We start from the raw sequence: 21255 nt of genomic DNA, 5'->3' as shown, positions 1-21255 counted from the left end.
TTTTTTTATTATGAAAATATCTCTTCTTGTTTTCCAACCAATTCAATCTCAAACCCTAAATCTTCTAGCATTGCATGGTCACTATTTGTCTCCTGACCTTCCGTAGTCAAATAATCACCTATAAAAATACTATTTGCAGCATACAGTCCTAGTGGTTGTAAACTGCGCAGATTTACTTCTCGTCCTCCAGAAATTCGAATTTCTTTCGTTGGATTAATAAAGCGGAATAGTGCTAATACTTTTAAACAATAACGCGGATTTAATTCGTTCACGCCTTCTAGTTTCGTTCCATCAATAGCATGTAAAAAGTTTACCGGAATGGAATCTGCATCCAATTGTCGTAATGACCTCGCGATTGAAATAACATCTTGTTTTGTTTCTTTCATCCCTATAATAGCTCCTGAACATGGAGATATACCTGACTGTTTAACTTTCTCAACCGTATCGATTCGGTCCTGATATGTATGAGTTGTCGTAATATAATTATGGTGCTCAGCTGATGTATTTAAATTATGATTATATCGATCAACACCTGCTTCTTTAAGTTCATTTGCTTGATGATCCTTAATAAGTCCTAAACACGCACATACTTTCAAACCATACAATTCTTTAATTTCCTTAACTGCATCCGTTACTACATTTACATCTCGATTCGTTGGTCCGCGCCCACTTGCAACAATGCAATATGTACCTGCTTTTAATTCAAAAGCACGCTTTGCCCCATCAAGAATTTCTTCTTTAGATAGAAAAGGATATTTCTCAATCGGTGCACTAGAAATTGAAGACTGGGAACAATAACCGCAATCCTCAGGACAATAACCACTTTTAGCATTAATGATCATATTAAGTTTAACTTTTTTTCCATAATAATGTTTCCTTATGATAAATGCACCGTTTAAAAGTGAAAGTAATTTATCATCTTCACATGACAAGATGCTTAAAGCTTCCTCATCTGAAATTTCTTTACCTAAAATAACCTCTTGCGCTAATTTAGTCCAATTCATATCATCACTCACCATTTCATTGATTTTTCGTTAATAATTCTTGGAATTCTAAAATAGATGTTTCTGTAAAAAAATCCATCTGCTCCGGTATAACACCAAGAACGTTATGACCTGTTAATTTTTCTAGCATAACTAAATTATCTTTTTCCATTTCACCCATAACTGATGGTACTTTATTAATTAATAATCCCATTAGATTAATTTGATGTGATTTTAAATATTCAGTTGTTAATACAGTATGATTAATTGTTCCTAGCTTTAATGATGTAACAAGGATTACTGGTAAGTTTAATAGTTTTATTAAATCAATCGTTCCAAAATTTTCTTTTAACGGAACCGCAACTCCACCCGCTCCTTCAACAAAAACAACATCATGCTTATTTTCTAATTGCTTATATTTTTCTAAAATAACTTGCTCATCAATATAGACATCTTCTAGTTTACTAGCTAAATGTGGTGAGACTGGTGTTTTCAATGTATATGTACTGTAGTAATCATGCTCTTCTGTTAGTTCTAGCTTCTCTTTATAAAAGGCTGTATCTTCCCCTATGAGTCTATCGTTAATATTAACGACTCCACTTTGTATTGGTTTATAGGGTATTGCATCAATTCCTTTTTTCTGCAAGCAATCCACCATTTGGGCAGTAACATAAGTTTTTCCAATATTCGTATCGATACCAGTAACAAAATATCCTTTTCCCATCTTAAGCAGCCACCTTTTTTTCATTTTCTCTAGCTTTTGCAAAATGGGAATGTAGGCGCACCGCTAATACTCCCCCAAAAACAGCTAGTAATAAATCTTGTCCAATACTATATACGAGTCCCATCATAAGAACTTCTTTTAATGAAACGGGACTATCTAACCAAGTGTTTAATGAAATATATACATATGTAATGCCTAAAATATAAACAATAATTAATCCGATTACATTAGCAAAAATAAAATTCTTAAGTTTTGGTTTCTTTGTTTTTTCAACAATTGATCCAATTACAAACGCAGCAATAATGAAACCGATTAAATAGCCAAATGTTGGTTTTAAAACATATTCAGGTCCGCCACCCGAAGCAAATACTGGTATTCCGATTAATCCAATTCCAACATACAGTAGTTGACTCATCATCCCCTTTTTACTTCCTAAAAGGCAGCCTGCTAAAAACACGAAAAGAATTTGAAGCGTAAAAGGAATCACTGGTAAAGGAATCTTTATAAAGGCTCCGATCGATGTTAGTGAGGCAAATAATGAGATTACTGTTAGTGATAAAGTTCTATTTTGCATCGTATCCCCCCTATTAGTTTATGAGTTTGATAATTTAGCAAAATTTGACAAACTCACAAAATTAAATTAACATGCAATTGAAATATATGTCAACCAAACTATTATATAAGGTTAACATATAAAACAGGGGGGGAACATATATGAACCATGAACTCTATCAAGATTTATCTAAAAAAAATAAACAATATCTTTGGCACCCTTTTACTCAAATGAAGGATTATTTAAACGAAGATCCGCTAATTATTTCACATGGTAAAGATCGAAAACTATATGATGTATTAGGCAATGAATATTACGATGGTGTATCCTCTATTTGGTTAAATGTTCACGGTCATAATATTCAAGAATTAAATGAAGCCATTCATGAACAATTAGAGAAGGTTGCCCATTCAACACTTCTTGGAATGGCCAATATACCTGCAATTCTTTTAGCAGAGAGACTAGTTGAAATCTCTCCAAGCGGATTAGAGAAAGTTTTTTATTCAGACTCAGGTGCTACCTCAGTAGAAATTGCGATTAAAATGGCGTATCAATATTGGCGAAACATAGGAAGATCCGGTAAAAATACTTTTGTTACAATGAAGGAAGCTTATCACGGAGATACAATCGGAGCAGTGTCCGTAGGGGCAATCGACTTGTATCATCAAGCATATAACGAGTTAATGTTTCCAAGTTTAAAGGTTTCCTATCCACATCTTTATCGTTCTAAATATGTGGGAACTGAAGAAGAAATAATCAATTCCTATTTAAAAGAGGTTGAAAATTTATTCATCGAAAAGGCTAACTCAATTGCGGCATTAATTATTGAACCAATTGTTCAAGGAGCTAGTGGTATTATTGTCATGCCAAAAGGCTATTTAAAAGCAATACAGGAATTATGCATAAAGTACGATGTATTGTTAATTGCTGATGAAGTTGCAACAGGATTTGGTCGAACAGGTAAAATGTTTGCTTGTGAACTAGAAGGAGTTACGCCAGATATTTTAACTTGTGGCAAAGGGTTAACTGGTGGCTATTTACCAGTTGCAGCAACTTTAACGACTAACAAAATTTACGAAGCATTTTTAGGTACATATGAAGAACAAAAAACTTTTTTTCATGGGCACAGCTATACAGGTAATCCCCTTGGATGCGCTGTTGCATTAGCGAATCTAGATTTATTTAATAAAAAGAAATTATTACAACATGTCGAAACAATCGCATCTTATGTCCAAGAGAAACTGATGCAATTTAATGAGTTTAAACATGTTGGAGATATACGTCAAAGTGGTTTGATGATTGGAATTGAACTAGTAAAATCAAAGGATACTAAAGAAGCTTTCCATTGGAACGAACGAATTGGTGTGAGAGTAACCAAAAGAGCAAAAGAGCTTGGACTACTCACCCGTCCCCTTGGAAATGTTATTGTATTTATGCCTCCATTAGCTTCAAAGGAATCGGAGCTTGATGAGATGATTGATATTCTTTATCGCGCTATTTCTGAAGTTACAGAAATGTAAACTAGTCACTTGAGTTTTAACTTTTTGATAAACTTATCATTCTTTTAAAGGTTGAGCTAGAATGGCTTAATCATCATTAATTTTCCAGAAAAAAACAGAAAAACTCTTCATGTTGGTTTTTCTGTTTTTTTCCAATAATCTATTTAGTTTTTTAGTCACTTCTTAAATTTCTTTAACGTTCTCGTTAACAATAAAGCAGTAAATAATGCAATCACTCCATTAATATAAAATGAAGTAGTCGCTCCAAATTGTTGCCATAACCATCCTGTTAGCAACGAAGCTGGAAAAAATCCAATTCCGGAAACCATCGCATAGAAACCGAGTGCCGTTCCCTTCGAATCAGGGCTCGCTAATTCTACGACAAGTGCTTTTTCAACCCCTTTTGTTAATGCTGAATAAAGTCCGTATAGAATAAATAGAATGACTAGACCAGTGGCTGAGTGAACTTCTGCAAATCCGATATAAACGATTCCATATAAAGCATACCCAGCCGTTAGTATTCCTCTACGTCCATATTTATCGGAAAAAGCACCTGAAATATAAGAAAAAGAAGAAGCTGTTAAATGAAATAGTAAATACATTAATAAGACACTTTGATTCGAGAATCCAAGATTTGCCGCTCTTAATAACAAAAAAGAATTGGATGAATTTACAATTGTAAACAATAGTACAATTAATAATAGTTTCTTTATACTGGAATCTAAAAGTTCCCATTTAAAATCTAACTTTCTTGATGGCTTATTTGGTTGCCCAATTGGTATATTTATTCTTTCCTTTACGCTAAATAAAATAATCCATCCAATTGTTATAGGAATCAATGAATATAAAAACACATCCTTAATGTTTTTATTTCCTACCGCTTGCAAAATAACAATGGCTGTTCCTATTCCTAAAGAAGCTCCTAACATATCCATCATTTGATGAATACCGAAAACTCTACCTTGCTTATTTTTCCCACCAGATTCTGATATTAAAGCGTCTCTTGGGGCTGTACGAATTCCCTTTCCAGTTCGATCAACTAGCTTCCAAATGAAAACTCCGATCCATGAACTTGAAAAAATTAGAACAAGCCTTCCTATACCTGATAACCCATATCCTACAATCGCCAAGTTTTTTCTGTTCTTCAGTCGATCTGAACGCTTACCAGAATATAACTTTAATACACTAGCCAGACTTTCGGATAAGCCGTCAATAAGACCGATTATAAAAGGACCTGAGGCTGACAGAATAATAGGGATTAACGGTGTTACCATGTAAGTACCCATGTCTGTAAAAAAGCTGACCAGACTTAATATCCACACATTCTTGCCTCTCATAATCCATTACCTCCTTAAATCGTAATAAAAGAAGATTACAGTCATTCGACTTGCTTTTTTAATAATTTTTCCTCACGTATATTCTCTTTCAACAGCGAGACAAATCGAAACAACTCTAGTGAGAATATGATTCCGCTTAACCAAACTGAGCTGAAAACAAATCCAGCGGCAATGTCACTAGGCAATAAGTGGTGCAAATAGACGCTGCTTATAGAAAATAGTAGAACAACAAAAATAAAACAGAAGAACATTACGATATTAAGTAAATAAGCTTTGTTATGCCGAATTAACATAATAATGAAGTAACCTAATACTGTCAAAATCAACATAGATTTTTCATTTGGAAAGTTTTTACTTACATTACTACCTAACATAAAGTTGAAGATCCAAGGAATCCCAACGGAAAGTATAACAATTCCAGCTAAACTAGCGATAAAAAAGAGCAATTCTAGCCATTTATTTTTGTTGTTTATTAATATGACAAGAATGGTAGCAAGTGAGACTGCCAATAAAACCTTCCATGTCGATAATGAATAAATAAAGTTCATACTCCCATGCCAATTTTGATTAAATAAATTAAAAACAATGGTCTTGAATACGGAATTGAATTTATCAAATTCATTACTGATTTTGTCCTGAATTAACCCGATCATTAAGATAATGAACGTAACGAAAAAAATTAAACATGTTAGGATGATCAACTTTAATTTCATGAAACTTTTAAATCTCTTGAAACTTGATTCAAAAATTAATAGTAATGACTCTTTTATTATTTCCTTATTTGTTCTAACAACAAATAATGTAAGTACGATAATACCTAATAAAATGCTACCTAATACTAACCACTTTTTAATTTCTACTTGATAAATATCCCATTTAGGTCCCATAATCTGCCCTAACCATATAAAGGTTCCAATCCAAAGAAATACACCTATATAGGAAAAAAAAGCAAAGGATCGATACGGTAATTTAATGATTCCAGATATGATGCTTGCGAAATGTCTAATCCCTGGAATAAAGTAAGATACTAATAATAATACCTTCCCATATTTTTCATACCATTTTGACATCTTTTCGATCTTTTCAGGACCCATATGGATATAGCGTCCAAATTTGCGAAAAAACGGTGTACCAAGTTTATATCCTAACCAATAAGAGATTGTTACCCCAACAATTCCTCCAAGGCCAGCAGAAATAATGGACAAAACAATATTCATTTTCCCATGAAAACATAAAACACCTACATAACTCATTAATGCTTCATTCGGAATAGGAACTATGATCAATTCCAACATCAATGATAGAAATAAGATGATATAGCCATATTGATTTAATAAGTGGATGATTTCGTTCATATTAAAACCTCAATCTTCAATACTCATGTACTGATTATTTTCACTTAAACTCATCTAGGGGAAATACTACCTCTACTTCCGTTCCTACATTTTCAACACTTTTAAAATTAATTTTCCCATTATGCAAGCTAATTATATTTTTTGCAATTGAAAGACCAAGTCCAGTGCCACCACTGGTTTCACGGCTACGCGCTTTATCAACTCGATAAAATCGTTCAAAAATATTTTCTAATTCTTCCTCTCGAATCCCAATTCCGTAATCTTTTATTGAAAGAATAGCTGTTTCACTACTACAACTAATGCTTACCTCAATTTTGTCTGAACTGTACTTTATAGCATTATCTAAGAAGATAATAATTACTTGTTTAATTTTAAGTTCATTACCTTTGATTACTATTTTCTGTTTTTGTGCGTGGAAAGAAATTTCTCGTTTATATACATTTTGCAGTTGTACTAAAGTCGAATTACATAAAGCAACTAGATCTACTGGATTCATTTCGATATTCTTTAAATTCTCTGATTCGGCTAAAGCTAATAACGTTTTTGTTAAATCTTGCATACGGTTGGCTTCAGAATATATCGTTTCTATTGCTTCCGTCGCCATTTCCTCATTTTTCAAACCACGTCTTCTTAATAAATTAGCAAAGCTACTAATGACAGTAATCGGAGTTTTTAACTCATGAGAAGCATCTGAAACAAACTGTTTCTGCTTTTCGATGTTTTCTTGTAACCTACTGATCATTCGATTAAACGTGCTTGCCATTTTATGCAATTCATCTTTCGTTTCATTTTTTATTAAAATCTTTTTTGGAACCCCACTTTTTTCAATATCTTCCATCGTAGTAATCATAGAAGTAATTGGGTTCATAATGATGCGTGTTAACCATCTTCCAGCCATCATTGATAAAATTGCAGAGACACCAGTAACAATCGCCATTATTGTTAATAACAAATCTTTCCGACCTTCAAGTCCTACTAACAGCTCACCAATTTCAAGCGTTCCAATCACTTTTTGGTTCTGTAAAATTGGTACGCGTACGACTATATTTTGATGCTCACTAAAAGGGATTAGCTTCGTTTCTTCTTTTTTAGTGAACTTAGGTTTAATACGATTCAGTAGTTTATCATTACTAATTTCTGTCACAATATTAGAGTTTGGATCAATGATTCGAATATAAGAATGATTAGACATAAATGGATATAATGCTTCTTCATTTAACACCAAAGAGTTATGGATTTCATGTTTTTTTAAAATTTCATGCGCCTTTTGACTTACAACATGTTCTTCCATATTTACAGTTGTTGTCATAAACAAATAAAAAACTAAGCCGTTAATTAAAATTAGGATGATTAAGATCCATGAAGTAATTAATAAATTTATTTTAGTTGTTATTTTCATCTTAACCCTTCCTCATTGTGTACCCCACACCTCGTATCGTTCGAATTAAAGGGACGTCAAAGTCCTCTTCAATTTTCTTTCTTAAATGTCTAATGTACACATCAACAACATTTGTTTCCCCTTCGTACTCATAACCCCAGACGGTAGTTATGATGCCTTCTCTAGTCACAATTTTATTTTGATTTGTTAATAGATAAACTAATAAATCATACTCTTTTGGTGTTAATGAAATGACTTTATCATCCCTCTTTACTTCTCTAGCTTCTAAATTAACAGCTAAATCCTCAATCGTTAAAGTAGGATTTTCGTCTTCGCTTTTCTTAAATTCATGAACTAGATTACTTGATCGTAGACACGAACGTATTCTTGCTAAGACTTCTTCGATTTCAAAAGGTTTTGTTATATAATCATTAGCACCATAATCAAGTCCGATAATTTTATCATGTGTAGCATCTCTAGCAGTTAATAAAATTACTGGAACAAATTGGTTTGTTTTTCTGATCCTTCTTAAAACTTCGATTCCACTCAATTCAGGTAACATAACATCTAATAAAATTAGATCGACATTATTGCTTAAAGCCGACTCTAAACCAGCTTTTCCATTATGTTCGACTAACACTTCATAACCCTCATATTCTATTTCTAATTTTAAAACTCGAGCTATATTTATTTCATCCTCAATAATTAAGATTTTCTTCATTTAACTCACCTATTTCTATTAATAGTTTTAGTATCTCTATTCTATTTTTAAGTCTGATTCTAGTCTTAGAAGTTCCTTGTATAAATGCCATTATAGAACTTTTGATTCGTATTTTTTTCATTTTAATCTAATTTTAATTGATTATTCATTAAAGTTTCAGTTAGAAATTTTACAATGACATGGGGTTGATTTATGAAATAATTTTCAATTTAAAATAAAAATCTTAGGAGGTTTAAGATGAAAAAATTTATAGAAGGGACCATGCAAAGAGCAATTTTAATGATTGTTTGTGTCGTTATGATTGTAACTTGGGGTGCTATCTCAGCTTACCAAATGCAACGCGATTATTTACCAGGTATAAACAATTCAACTCTTACTGTAAGCATGCGTCTACCTATGTACCAGGCCGATCAAGTAAAACAAAATATTACTAATAGTCTTGAAAGTGCTGTAAGAACAACAGAAGGTTTACAAGATATTGAAACTAGCTCTTATGATGGCGGAGTTTTTATGAGTCTTTATTTTCCAATGAATACAGATATGAAACAAGCCGAAATTGATGTAAATAAAGCTTTAGAAAATGCGGACATTCCTCCGACAATTACATCTAAACCTTTAGTTACTAGACTTACAACTAGTTCATTCCCAATCCTAACTTACAGTTTGACTAGTGATAAATTAGATGATAATACTTTAAAATCAGTAACACAAATGGATATTGTGCAACACCTTAAAACAGTTCCAGGTGTATCTGATGTTTCAGTGTTCGGTGGTGCAAAAGATGGATACGTTCTAACTGTTAGAACGAAGGACCTAGCAAAAAATAAACTTACTTTAGATGACTTAAATAAAGCCTTAGCTGTAACAGTTCCATCTTTACCTGAAGGAACAATCTTACAAAATCAACTGTCTATTCCAGTTAAATTTGATGGATGGAATTTAAATGAGAAACAATTAAATGATGTAAAAATCAAAAATTCAGATGGTGATCAAATTCCACTTTCAGCATTTGCAACAGTTACTCACGCCTTAAATGATGTAAAAACGATTGCAAGAACAGATGGAAAAACAAGTGTTCAATTAAATGTTATTAAAACTCAAAGTGCAAACATTACTGACGTAGCAAAAAATGTGAAGGAAAGAATTCAAAGCTTACAACAAGTAAAAGACGGTTCTGTTAAATTAACACCTCAATTAGATCGTGAAAAAGAATTAAATGATTCATTAAACGGTTTAATTCGTGAAGGTTTACTTGGATGTCTTTTCTCAATGATTTGCGTATTTTTCTTCTTCCGCAATGTAAAATCAACATTAGTCATTGCAATTTCATTACCAATTTCTTTATTAGCAACAACAGCTATCCTAAAATCAATGGGTATCACACTTAATATTTTAACCGTTTCAGGTTTAATTGTTGCAATGGGTCGTATTGTTGATGATTCAATCGTTATCCTTGATAATATGTACCGTAAAAGAGAACAAAATCCTGATAAATCATTACTATACTCATTAAGTTCAGCAGTTTATGAAATGACTCCTGCGATTTTAGCATCAACACTTACAACAATTGCTGTTTATATTCCAATTGCCTTTGTAGGTGGAGCTATTAGTGCTTCATATAGCGGATTTGCATGGTCTGTTGTTATCTCTTTAATTATATCGTTCTTTGTAGCAATTCTTGTTATTCCAGCACTTGCACTAATGGGTTGGAAAAATAATACAAAGAAAACAAATGCTGTTTCTTTAGAACCAATGATGAAACCGATCTTATTATCATCATTAAAGAAGAAAAAACTTACAATTTTCATTTCAGCTTTACTATTTATTTTCGCAGTAGCATTTGGTTCGTTTTTACCTGTTTCATTCTTACCAAGTGCTAAAACTGGTCAAGTGGCAATTAAACTTGAATTACCTCAAGGAAGTACATTAATGCAAGTAGATTCTGCGGTTCAAAAGGTAGAAAGTCAATTAAAAAATAATCCAAAAATAAAATCTTATCTTTCTAATTTTGGATCAACCAATACGCCACAAAGTGATGATGTATTTGACCAAGGCGGTGGTTTCCTACAAAAACCTAACGTAGCTAACATTTCTGTTGCTTTAAAGAACGTAAAAGACTCAGATCAAGTCATTAAAGAGCTTGGAAAACAACTGCCACAATTATCTAAAAATGTAGCTTATACTGTTTCAAGTCAAAGTATTGCCGGTGATGACTCTTTATTGAAAGTCATATTTACTGGCTCTGATCAAGCCACACTAGATAAAATTGCAGATCAAATGAGATCAAAACTTGTTAAAATTGATGGACTAAGCGTTGATGGAAAAGTAGATTTAACATCTGGTCTTCCAAAATATAAAATTACATTTAACCAACAAGCAATTGAACAAAATGGAATTCAATTAGCAGATATAACGAAAGTAATTAACCGTTATATGTCACAATCTAAAGATGCTACATTTGTAGTTAACCATATAAGTCTGCCAGTTGATATGTATCTTGATCAAATTAGTAGTGGAAATAATCAAGTTCAATTAAATGCATCGCCAGAAGATGTAATCAATTCACTTAAAAATGAAACTTTCTTAACAAGTAGTAATAAAACCGTCAAACTTGAACAAATTGCATCTATTACGAAAGATAATGCTCCTTCAACGATTAATGAACGCAATGGAGAGCCTTACTCAATCGTTACAGGTCAAATAACTTCAAATGACATTAGTAAAGTTTCAAAACAGGTTGATGACGTAATTAGTAAACAAGCTCTTCCTAAAGGAGTAAGTTACTCTATGGGAGGTATTACTCAACAAGTTAAAGAAATGATTTTTGATATGTCAATTGCCGTAGCCTTCTCTATACTTTTAGTTATGGTCATTACTTCATCATTATTTAAAGGATGGAGAGCTCCAGTTTCAGTATTATTAAGTATCCCACTAGCATTAAGTGGTGTTGTTATCTCTTTAGTAATAGTAGGTGGAGAGTGGAACTTAGCAGCACTAATCGGGGTCTTAATGTTAACTGGAATTGTAGTAACAAATGGTATCGTACTAGTTGATAAGATTGAGCGTAATCGTAAAAACGGTATGAATACTGAAGAAGCCGTTATTTCTGGTAGTCTTTCAAGGATTAGACCTATCTTAATTACAGCAGCAACAACGATTTTAACACTATTACCACTAGCATTTTCACACCAAGGTGATACAGTTATTTCACAGACATTAGGAATTGTTGTAATCGGTGGGATGATCACATCTACTTTAAATAGCTTTTTAGTAATACCAATTATTTATCAATGGTTGCATAAAAAACAATCAAATAAGAAAGTAATTTCAACTGAGAAAGTTAATCCACTATAATTTTTTAAAGGTAACTCTTGTATTTGAGAGTTACCTTTTCTATTTTAGAAATATAATACTTGGACTAAAATCTTGTACGTATTTTCATCTAAATAAATAATACATGTATAGTCAATAACACTGACAAGCTATCCACATCGAACATATTGATAGTTAGAAGACCTGAATAATTCAAATTTAATGGGTGATATATAATGAAGAAATGTAACTGCGACTGTGAGCCATGTAGATGCGAACCTAAACCTCCGTGCCCACCAATAAAGCCACTTCTACCACCGAAGCCACCATGTCCACCGCCTAAGCCGTCAAGTCCACCGCCTAAACCACCAAGTCCGCCGCCTAAACCACCAAGTCCGCCACCTAAACCACCGTGTCCGCCTTGTCCTCCGTGTCGACCGTGCCCGCCTTGTCCGCCTTGTCCGCCATGCAAATGTTGTTGCGAACATAAGAAGTGCGATTGTCATGAACACAAAAATTGTGATTGCTGCGAACATAAGAGATGCGATTGCCATGAGCACAAGAATTGTGATTGCTGTGATCTCAAGAGATGCGATTGTCATGATCACAAGAAATGTGATTGCTGCGAACATAAGAGATGCGATTGCCATGAACACAAGAATTGCGATTGCTGTGACCACAAGAGATGCGATTGTCGTGATCACAAGAAATGTGATTGCCACGAGCACAAAAAATGCGAATGTCATGAACACAAGAATTGTAATTGCTGCGAACACATGAAATCCGATTGTCGTGATCACAAGAATTGTGATTGCCATGAGCTCAAGAAATGTAATTGTTGTGACCACAAGAAATGCAATTGTCATGACCATAAGAAATGCGATTGTCATGAACACAAGAAATGCGATTGTCATGAACACAAGAAATGTGATTGTCATGAACACAAGAAATGTGATTGTTGCGAACACAAGAAATGTGATGACAGTATTACGGTGAATATTAATATTGATTGTTGTTGCAAAAAAGATAAGAAAACTCGAAAACATTCCGACAAGCACAAATGTGATTGCCATGAACACCACGAATGTGACTGCTGTGAAGACCATGAATGTGACTGCTGTGAAGATCATGAATGCGACTGCTGCGAAGACCATGAGTGTGACTGTTGCGAAGACCATGAATGTGACTGCTGTGAAGACCATGAGTGTGACTGCTGTGAAGACCATGAGTGTGACCGCTGCGAACACAAGAATTGTGATTGCTGTACAGATGTAATTGCTAAAATATTAAGTGCTGTACAAAATGGTCAATCATCATCTCATTGCGATAAAAAAATTACGATTAATATCAACATTAACAATAAATAAGCAATTTCCCGAGATGAATCAAACTCAAACAAAGGCAAAAAAATAGAGTGAAGAAACCTAGTGTTTCTCACTCTTTTTTATTTATTAAAATCGCTTTCCTTTTTTATTGAATTGCCCTTTATTTCTTCTAATGAATTAAGATATATCTCAATTTCACTCATTTTTAGTTGTATTTCTATAATTGAATCCTCAAATATTTTCGTTAAATCATTTTGTACTTGTTTAATAACTTCATCATTTTCTAGACCATCAAATCGGATAATACGTTTAACTTTTAGTTCTTCAAGTGCCATCTTCATTTCGATCTTAGTAACAATCTCTTTCATTAAACGATTGACGTTTTTTTCAAAGTATTTTTCTTTAGCTTGTCCTATTTCTGTAGTTGTAATTTTTTGTTCGAAATTCAATCCATACACACCTCTTCATTAAATTATCACATACCAATATATGCGAAATTTTAGAAAGTGGCACAAGTTGAAATTAAAATCTCACCTATTATAACTAATACGGAAAAAATGTTACTGCTATTTTATTTTGTAAAAATAAAAATAATTCTTATATTACTAAATTAATGATTTACTTCGTTTCCTATTTTAACTACTTTCAAATTAGTAAATAAAAGAAAGGTAGATTTGATGATATTCCATATTGATCCGTCGTTATTATTAACTTTAATTGTATTTGGATTTTTAGCTGCATTTATTGATTCTGTAGTTGGAGGCGGTGAGCTAATTACTTTGCCAGTATTATTATTTACTGGTCTATCTCCAGCTGCTGCCGTCGCAACGAACAAATTAGCTGGGTCAATTGGCTCTTTAACGAGCACAATCATGTTCTATCGTTCTGGAAAGCTTGATTTGAAATCTGTCTATAAGTTATTCCCACTCACATTTATTGGTTCCATCTTGGGAGCTTGGACAGTTCATTTAATTGACCCTACCGTTCTTAAGCCTCTTATGCTCGTTATGCTTGCAGCAGTTGCAATATATACTATTTTTAAGAAAGATTGGGGAGATACGACTACCAATAAAAAGCTGTCAGTTACTCGTATTATTCTGTTTATGCTTTTAATTTTTGGGATTGGTTTCTATGATGGATTCATTGGCCCTGGAACTGGTTCATTCCTAATATTTGCTTTTTTAATGATGGGGTTTGATTTCTTAAAAGCTGCAGGCAACGCAAAGTTTTTAAATTTTGGTAGTAATATAGCTGCATTATTAATGTTTATGTACTTGGGACAAGTTCATTACGCCTATGGACTAGCTATGGGACTTGCACAAATAGCAGGAGCAATTTGTGGTTCAAAATTCGCTATTAAAAAAGGAAGTGGCTACGTTCGAATCCTTTTTATTACAGTAACCTTTATCTTGTTAGCAAAAAATACTTTTGATTATCTTCATTGAGATAATTATAAGTGTATCTTGTTTATAAACTAAAATGGTAAGCAATTCTTCGTTGAATTTGCTTACCATTACTTTTTAATTAGATTATACAGCTTCTATGATCATTGAAACTCCTTGCCCGCCACCTACACATAAAGTTGCTAAACCAATTTGTTTCTTTTGACGTATTAATTCATGTAATAAAGTAACTACAATTCTAGTACCTGAACAGCCGATTGGATGGCCTAATGCAATAGCTCCTCCATTTACATTAATAATCTCTTCTGATATATTTAACAATTTATTTACTGCTAGTACTTGTGCAGCAAATGCTTCATTGATCTCTGCTAATTCTATATCCTGTATCGTTAGATTTGCTCGTTGCAGTGCTTTTTGTGTTGCAGGAACTGGACCAATTCCCATAATTGAAGGAGCAACAGCAGCGCTTGCTACCGAACGAATTTTGGCAAGCGGTTTTAATCCATATTCTCGAACTGCTTGTTCTGATGCAACAATTACAGCAGCAGCACCATCATTTAATGATGAAGCATTTCCAGCAGTCACTGTTCCATTCTCTTTAAAAGCCGCTTTAAGAGTTTGTAGTTTCTCTTGACTAGTATTTTTTATGTTCTCATCTTCTTTAAATAAAATGGGACCTTTTTTAGTTTTAAGCGTAACTGGAACAATTTCATTTTCAAATTTTCCTAGTTCTCTAGCTCTAATCGCTTTTTGCTGACTATTTAAAGCAAATATGTCTTGCTCCTCGCGCGATATACGATAGTCTTCAACTAAATTTTCTGCTGTAATACCCATATGGTAACCTTCTATTGCACAGTGAAGCCCGTCATGAAAAATTGCATCTACTGTCCTTAAATCTCCCATTTTTTGTCCCCATCTTGCATTCATTACTAAATGTGGGACATTACTCATACTTTCCGTCCCTCCAGCAATTACAACATTCGAATCTCCAGCTAGTATTTGATGATAGGCTAATGTGATTGCTCGCAGTCCAGATGCACATTGTTTATCAATTGTAATCGCAGGTATTGAAACAGGTAAACCAGCATTAATTGCGGCTTGTCTTGCTGGATTTCCTTTAAGCCCTGACTTTAGAACATTACCTAATACTACTTCATCAACACAATCAGCAGATAGACCAGATCTTTGCCATACCTCCTTAATAACTGTTGATGCAAGCTGTACAGCACCTACATCTTTTAATGAGCCTCCGAAACACCCAATTGGTGTTCTGAGCGCTTCAACTAAATATACATTCTGCATTAACGATCCCTCTCTTCGTTATATCTTAATCTCAAATATGGCTACTTACACTTTTTCCTCAATCATCTTCCGGGTATAAGTAGTAACCCACTTCCTTGGCAGTATTCCAACAGATTTTGCCATCAGTTTATTTTTAAAGCCTGGAATGATCACAGTTTTATTTTTCATTAAGCCTTCGTAACCACACTTGGCAACTGCTTTTGGATCCATTAAGTTTTTAATGAAAATTTTTGTTCCAGTTGAAGCAAGTCCCTCAGTAAGTGGTGTCTTTGTTGAAGGAGGACATAATACACTAACTTGAACCCCGGTACCTCTTAATTCTTCGGCTATCGCTTCTGTAAAAGATAAAACATATGATTTACTTGCCCCATACATCGACATCCGTGGAGTTGGTTGAAAAGCTGCAGTTGAAGCAACATTTAAAATTTTACCGTGATTTCGCTTAATCATTTCATCCGCTATAAGTCTAGTTAAATAAGTTAAGGAAATCATATTCAACTGTAAACATTCTATTTCTTTCTTAATATCTAATTCTGTCATTAACCCTAATCCGCCCGCTCCAGCGTTATTAATCAATATATCGATATTGATTCCTTCCCTTTTTAGGTATGTATACAAGCTCTCTACAGTTTCATGATTACTTAGATCACCGACAAATGTATGAACTTCTATTCCGTATTCCTTTTTTAAAAAACCAGCTTGTTTCTCCAACATCAACTCATCTCTAGCAACTAAAACTAAATTATAGCGATGACCTGCGAAAATCTTTGCAAATTCCAATCCAATACCTTTTGTAGCGCCTGTAATTAATACTGTTTCAGCTGGCATATTTAGATGAACCTCCTCATTTTTAAATATTCTAAATTTTAAAAACATTAATTTACAACTAATTATAATCATAAGTAATAATTAAATAAAATTAAAGAATTTAACCTACAAGTAAGTCTTACTTATATACAAATGCCTTAAGATTATTATTCATAAGAAAAGAGAATCCTGTTCGTCACTGGACGTTTTTAGATTCTCTTTTCATACACTAATTATTAAAATTTAGTCACATCAACAGGTTCGATCCCTTCAGCAGCACAATATTCATAGTATCTATTTAGAAACGTTTCCCAATTATCTCTAGCAAGAATTTCACCATTCTCACCGATATAATCCAATGTTCCTTCTACAATATTAAAGGTAATAACATCTTCGTCACCAACAGCAGTAGGTGTATGTTTCGATCCAGCAGGCTCATAAACAACGTCACCTGGTTTAGAAATCCAAGATTCTTCTAGATATCTCCACGTTCCTTGAACAGTATATACAATAACTGTTCCGGGATGGAAATGTGCAGGAAGCTGCATTTTCGCAGGTACATATAATAATGTAAGAGTTTGCCCTGTTACGGGGTTTGCTTTAAGTAATTTAAATTTTGAATCACCAAAATAAGGAATCCAAGGCAACTCATCTACATTAATATTTCCAGCATGGTGCACTATTACTTCTTTTATTCCCTTTACATTACTCACTTAAATCCCCTCTTCCATCTATGTTTTTTTTAATTCGTCTATAGTAGTCTCTGACATTAGTATGACAACTTAAAACTACTTCTAATTGATTATTATCAGTATATTTATAATTTTCCGTAAAGTAAAATTAGTATTTTTAACTTGTATTTAAGTTTGACTAATTTACATCACTAAATTGTTTTGATCAATTTTACTTAGCACCAAGGCCTCCATCAAGAACTAATATTTGTCCTGTACAATAGTCAGATGCAGCAGAAGCAAAGTAAAGGGTAGCACCTACCAAATCATGATCACTACCTAATCTTCTAAGTGGAACTTGAGTAGCAATGAACGGACCTGCTTTATGTACAAGCGTTCCTGGTATTTCTGGATTATTCATTCCAGTAGTAAAAACGCCAGGAGCAATTGAGTTTACATTAACACCATGACGCCCCCACTTAACTGCTAAATCCTTCGTTAAAGTCATAACGGCACCCTTACTTGTTGTATATCCAACAGAATCTACAGCTTCAGGATCAACACCTTTAAATCCTATACTAGAAGAAATATTGATGATTTTGCCGTATTCATTATTAATCATATGTTTGCCGACTGCCTGACACATTAAAAACGTTCCTGTCACATTTGTGTCAAGCATGGATTGCCATTGTTCTAAAGGCATTTCTGCAGCTGGCGTTTCAAAAACAGTTCCACTACTATTTACTAAAATTTCGATGGTTCCAAATTGGGAAACAGCTTGTTCCAATCCCTTTTCAATTGATTCGGGACTAGTCACATCTAATGATATAGCTAACGATCGTCTGCCTAATGCCTCTATTTCTTTCACAACTTCTTCGCAAACTTCTAAACGTCTAGAACAAACTACTACATTTGCCCCTGCTTCTGCTAAAGCTATTGCCATTACACGTCCTAACCCACTTCCGCCTCCTGTAACGATTGCTGTCTTTCCTGTTAAATCAAATAATTGTGCTAATGACATTTTACTCTCCCTCCTAAAATTAAGAATATTCTAATTTTTGAAAATCTTATTGATATTGATTATACATATAAATTATAATGAAAAAAAATTAAAGATTTTAATGTGTAAGTTAGTATCATTAATATTCAAAAAAAGGGGACAAACATGAATATTGAGCAATTAATCTATATTGTTGAAGTCGCAAAATACAGTTCCTTGTCAGTGGCTGCACAAAATTTACATGTTACACAATCAACAATTAGCCAGTCCATAACAAACTTAGAAAAAGAACTAGAAATTAAAGTATTTAAACGTTCACGGGGACATGGCGCGGTTCCAACTGATGAGGGAAGAGTCATTTTAAAACTTGCCTATGAGGTTCAAAAGAAACTTGAGGAAATAAAGGAGACAGCTAATTTATTTAACTCTACCGAGGTGGGTGAGCTTAATATATCTTCTTTACCTGGTTTAATGACATTTCTCGTTAAAGCAATCTCTATTTTTAGTCATGATTATCCTCATGTAAATCTTGAGGTTACTGAAAAAAGTGGTACATTAGTGATTGATGATGTTAGACAGCATAAGACTGATTTTGGCCTAATTACATATTCAAGTGATATAGGAGTAAATATGGAAGGAATCGCTTTTGAAGCACTGCTTGATGGAAAGCAAAAAGTATACGTTTCTAAGCACTCTCCTTTAGCTATTCTTGGTACAGTAACCCCGGAAGACATTCTTGATCAAACGCTCGTCATATATAAAGGCGAATTAATGCAATATTTTGTTCAAGATTTTTTTGTCAAATATAAGCCTATGAAAATTTTATTTACAACAAATAATATGGCTGGACTTCTACAAGCCGTAAATGAAAACCTGGCAATTACATTTGCCCCTGATTTTGTCATGCAAAATTATCCATCAGTTATTAATGGTGATATTATTCCAATCGATTTAGTGAACCATAATACTGTTAACATTTCTTTAGGATTAGTTCGATCAGAAGATAAACATTTATCTACATACGCTAACAAATATATTCATTTTTTAAAATCCGAAATTATGAATAGCTAAAAAAGAGAAGCTACTGCGTTCGAAGTGGACGCGAGAGCTTCTCCTTTTATTCGAAATTATTATTATCACGAACTAATATTTTGCTCAGTTTTGACTTTTGTTTCGTTATCGATATGGTCATCAGCGTAAGTTTCAGTGATTTTATCCTGGCAACTCCAGCAGTTACTACGATTTCTCTCCATAATGGATAATTCTTCATTACATTCTACACAGCAATCGATTCCATCAAAGACTTTTCTATTTTTACACATGATCTTTCCTCCTCGATTATTTCATACTTTTTATATAATGACTTGTTCCTCTACCTTGATTGTAGTGCTTGTTTGCTTAGCTGGACGCACGGCGATCCAAAATATTAATCCGAAAACAAACATAACTAAAGACGTCACTAAAAATCCGTATCCATATCCTAAAGACTCACTTCCGGCATTTTCAATAAAATTACCAAATATAACAGGAGCAATAATACTCGTTGAACTTGATATAGCAACATATGTCCCTTGAGCTTTTCCAATGTTTTTAGGTGAAAAGAACTCCATTAACATGGCTGGTGCCAGTGAAAGAATAACAATTGCAAAACCCGGTGCAAGGATGAAGAACAAGATGGAAATTGCACTTGAATTTGCAACACTTCCAATATATAAACAAATAGCAGATGACATCATTGAAATTCCTGCAAGATTTATTCTTGCTTTTCGTATATCCTTTGTTTTGCGGTAAATGCGGTCTGAAATTAGGGCAAATGCAATTTGGCAAATAGCTGCAAAGAGAAAAGGGAATGATACTGCCATTTTTAATGTTTTACCATCAAAATGTTGAACTTTCGAAAAATATGCTGGAAACCAAACCGCTTGGACAGACAATAACCAATATGCACAGCCTGCGCAAACAGCAGTGAAAATAAAATTCTTAGAAAAAATATGAGGAAAAAACTGCTTCCATGAAACCTTATTTGGAATAACTGAGTTTTTTTCCTCTTGCTCATATGTAGAAATCCCGATATCTTTTGGGCTCTCTTTTCCAAAAATCATCCATAAAAGTAAAACAATACATCCGACTGCTCCCATTGCTACAAAAGCGGCTCTCCAACTATATTGGTTAATTAGTGAGATTAATAGTGGAGAAGCAATTGCAGGTCCGATTGTAGCTCCAAAGAGCACGGCCCCAAAACCAATACCATGTCTATGTTTTGGAAACCATTTTCCAATGATTGAAGTTGAAATAGAAATAGCTGGCCCTTCCCCTGCTCCTAATAGCATTCTTGAAAACATTAATAGAGATAAACTAGATACAAAAGGTGTTGTAAATTGAACGATTAACCATATTAACATAATCCAAGTAAACATCTTCTTCGTGTTTTTAGAATCAGCCATGCCACCAAGAATGAAAGAAGAGATCGTAAAGAACCAGAAAAACGAGCTTCCAACTAATCCCCATTGCGATGGACATAAATGTAATTCTTTCATTAACGGAACCGATACTAAACCTATGATGATTTTATCAACTTGATTGACCATGCCAGAAGCAACTAGAATTAATAAAATAATCCAAGAGTATTTTGGTGTGTTCAAAAAAATCTCCCTTTCTTTCCTTCTAATTATTGAACATCTCTAAAATGCAACTTGTTTTCTAACTAAAGCGTTTATAACAAATTAACAATTCTTCCGTTTTGGTAAAGCGCTTACAAAATTGTTCTATCACCTTCTCTACCAAATGACAAAGATGCCCTTCCCCCCTTTATTTAAATTGATTCATTTTATAACTTTAATTACATTAAAATATTCTTTATATTTATTATATTCATAATTTTCAGT

At 33.5% G+C, this 21255-nt stretch carries 22 protein-coding genes; 7 read left to right on the top strand and 15 right to left on the bottom strand.

All coding sequences use genetic code 11. The annotated features are described in order from the left end of the window. Window positions 1-8: 8 nt before the first annotated feature. From bioB to V5E38_RS00535, 3 genes are read right to left on the bottom strand one after another with little or no spacing between them, the layout of a single operon-like run. Window positions 9-1004 (bottom strand): biotin synthase BioB, encoded by a 996-nt coding sequence (bioB, locus tag V5E38_RS00545; protein WP_499211785.1) that lies wholly within the window; start codon window positions 1002-1004, stop codon window positions 9-11. Window positions 1005-1020: 16 nt separating this feature from the next. Then, entirely contained in the window at window positions 1021-1707 is a 687-nt protein-coding gene (bioD, locus tag V5E38_RS00540; protein ID WP_499211784.1) for an ATP-dependent dethiobiotin synthetase BioD, read from the bottom strand. 1 nt (window position 1708) lies between these two features. Then, window positions 1709-2281 (bottom strand): biotin transporter BioY, encoded by a 573-nt coding sequence (locus tag V5E38_RS00535; protein WP_499211783.1) that lies wholly within the window; start codon window positions 2279-2281, stop codon window positions 1709-1711. A 140-nt stretch (window positions 2282-2421) separates the two neighbouring features. Between V5E38_RS00535 and bioA the strand changes: the two genes are divergently transcribed. Beyond that, complete coding sequence (gene bioA / locus V5E38_RS00530; RefSeq protein WP_499211782.1) at window positions 2422-3780, top strand: aminotransferase family protein; 1359 nt, start codon at window positions 2422-2424, stop codon at window positions 3778-3780. Between the two features lie 155 nt (window positions 3781-3935). Here the strand turns inward: bioA and V5E38_RS00525 are convergent, their stop codons facing one another. The 4 genes from V5E38_RS00525 to V5E38_RS00510 are packed head-to-tail and all read right to left on the bottom strand — an operon-like array spanning window position 3936 to window position 8550. After that, on the bottom strand, window positions 3936-5096 hold the full coding sequence (locus V5E38_RS00525) for an MFS transporter (protein ID WP_499211781.1): 1161 nt from the start codon (window positions 5094-5096) through the stop codon (window positions 3936-3938). 41 nt (window positions 5097-5137) lie between these two features. Further along, on the bottom strand, window positions 5138-6451 hold the full coding sequence (locus V5E38_RS00520; RefSeq protein ID WP_499211780.1) for a VTT domain-containing protein: 1314 nt from the start codon (window positions 6449-6451) through the stop codon (window positions 5138-5140). 40 nt (window positions 6452-6491) lie between these two features. Further along, window positions 6492-7850 (bottom strand): sensor histidine kinase, encoded by a 1359-nt coding sequence (locus V5E38_RS00515; protein ID WP_499211779.1) that lies wholly within the window; start codon window positions 7848-7850, stop codon window positions 6492-6494. A 1-nt stretch (window position 7851) separates the two neighbouring features. Beyond that, window positions 7852-8550, bottom strand: coding sequence for a response regulator transcription factor (locus V5E38_RS00510; RefSeq protein ID WP_499211778.1), 699 nt, complete (start codon window positions 8548-8550; stop codon window positions 7852-7854). Between the two features lie 237 nt (window positions 8551-8787). Here V5E38_RS00510 and V5E38_RS00505 point away from each other — a divergent pair, with 237 nt between their 5' ends. Then, window positions 8788-11904 (top strand): efflux RND transporter permease subunit, encoded by a 3117-nt coding sequence (locus V5E38_RS00505; protein ID WP_499211777.1) that lies wholly within the window; start codon window positions 8788-8790, stop codon window positions 11902-11904. A gap of 88 nt (window positions 11905-11992) precedes the next feature. On the opposite strand, the gene V5E38_RS00500 is transcribed toward V5E38_RS00505, so the two are convergent. Beyond that, window positions 11993-12334: a hypothetical protein gene (locus V5E38_RS00500; RefSeq protein ID WP_499211776.1), complete on the bottom strand. Its 342-nt coding sequence runs from the start codon at window positions 12332-12334 to the stop codon at window positions 11993-11995. Window positions 12335-12414: 80 nt separating this feature from the next. Between V5E38_RS00500 and V5E38_RS00495 the strand changes: the two genes are divergently transcribed. Genes V5E38_RS00495 through V5E38_RS00485 form a run of 3 tightly spaced genes read left to right on the top strand, consistent with a single transcriptional unit; the run spans window position 12415 to window position 13137 of the window. Then, window positions 12415-12642 (top strand): hypothetical protein, encoded by a 228-nt coding sequence (locus V5E38_RS00495; RefSeq protein ID WP_499211775.1) that lies wholly within the window; start codon window positions 12415-12417, stop codon window positions 12640-12642. Between the two features lie 36 nt (window positions 12643-12678). Further along, window positions 12679-12858, top strand: a complete 180-nt coding sequence (locus V5E38_RS00490) for a hypothetical protein (RefSeq protein ID WP_499211774.1) — start codon at window positions 12679-12681, stop codon at window positions 12856-12858. A 9-nt stretch (window positions 12859-12867) separates the two neighbouring features. Then, window positions 12868-13137, top strand: coding sequence for a hypothetical protein (locus V5E38_RS00485; RefSeq protein WP_499211773.1), 270 nt, complete (start codon window positions 12868-12870; stop codon window positions 13135-13137). Window positions 13138-13306: 169 nt separating this feature from the next. On the opposite strand, the gene V5E38_RS00480 is transcribed toward V5E38_RS00485, so the two are convergent. Then, window positions 13307-13636, bottom strand: a complete 330-nt coding sequence (locus V5E38_RS00480; protein WP_499211772.1) for a hypothetical protein — start codon at window positions 13634-13636, stop codon at window positions 13307-13309. Window positions 13637-13864: 228 nt separating this feature from the next. Here V5E38_RS00480 and V5E38_RS00475 point away from each other — a divergent pair, with 228 nt between their 5' ends. Beyond that, a complete protein-coding gene (locus tag V5E38_RS00475; protein WP_499211771.1) occupies window positions 13865-14632 on the top strand; it encodes a sulfite exporter TauE/SafE family protein in 768 nt (255 codons plus the stop codon). Between the two features lie 84 nt (window positions 14633-14716). On the opposite strand, the gene V5E38_RS00470 is transcribed toward V5E38_RS00475, so the two are convergent. The 4 genes from V5E38_RS00470 to V5E38_RS00455 all read right to left on the bottom strand — a co-directional run bounded on the left by V5E38_RS00470 (window position 14717) and on the right by V5E38_RS00455 (window position 18391). Beyond that, window positions 14717-15892 carry a thiolase family protein gene (locus V5E38_RS00470; RefSeq protein WP_499211770.1) on the bottom strand — a complete coding sequence of 392 codons (1176 nt, stop codon included), beginning with the start codon at window positions 15890-15892 and terminating at the stop codon, window positions 14717-14719. Between the two features lie 45 nt (window positions 15893-15937). Continuing rightward, window positions 15938-16720: an SDR family NAD(P)-dependent oxidoreductase gene (locus V5E38_RS00465; RefSeq protein WP_499211769.1), complete on the bottom strand. Its 783-nt coding sequence runs from the start codon at window positions 16718-16720 to the stop codon at window positions 15938-15940. Between the two features lie 215 nt (window positions 16721-16935). Beyond that, on the bottom strand, window positions 16936-17412 hold the full coding sequence (locus V5E38_RS00460) for a 2,4'-dihydroxyacetophenone dioxygenase family protein (RefSeq protein WP_335478473.1): 477 nt from the start codon (window positions 17410-17412) through the stop codon (window positions 16936-16938). A 190-nt stretch (window positions 17413-17602) separates the two neighbouring features. After that, window positions 17603-18391, bottom strand: coding sequence for a Rossmann-fold NAD(P)-binding domain-containing protein (locus V5E38_RS00455; RefSeq protein WP_499211768.1), 789 nt, complete (start codon window positions 18389-18391; stop codon window positions 17603-17605). A gap of 144 nt (window positions 18392-18535) precedes the next feature. Here V5E38_RS00455 and V5E38_RS00450 point away from each other — a divergent pair, with 144 nt between their 5' ends. Further along, complete coding sequence (locus V5E38_RS00450; RefSeq protein ID WP_097976787.1) at window positions 18536-19441, top strand: LysR family transcriptional regulator; 906 nt, start codon at window positions 18536-18538, stop codon at window positions 19439-19441. A 65-nt stretch (window positions 19442-19506) separates the two neighbouring features. Here the strand turns inward: V5E38_RS00450 and V5E38_RS00445 are convergent, their stop codons facing one another. Beyond that, window positions 19507-19692: a hypothetical protein gene (locus tag V5E38_RS00445; RefSeq protein WP_097976789.1), complete on the bottom strand. Its 186-nt coding sequence runs from the start codon at window positions 19690-19692 to the stop codon at window positions 19507-19509. Window positions 19693-19722: 30 nt separating this feature from the next. After that, a complete protein-coding gene (locus tag V5E38_RS00440) occupies window positions 19723-21012 on the bottom strand; it encodes an MFS transporter (protein ID WP_499211767.1) in 1290 nt (429 codons plus the stop codon). Between the last annotated feature and the right edge of the window lie 243 nt (window positions 21013-21255).

Origin of the sequence: Rossellomorea sp. GAMAL-10_SWC (assembly GCF_049568075.1) — a bacterium.
Lineage (GTDB): Bacteria > Bacillota > Bacilli > Bacillales > Bacillaceae_G > Gottfriedia.
Note: the sequence above shows the minus strand (reverse complement) of the source record. Positions and strands in the feature narration are given on the sequence as shown.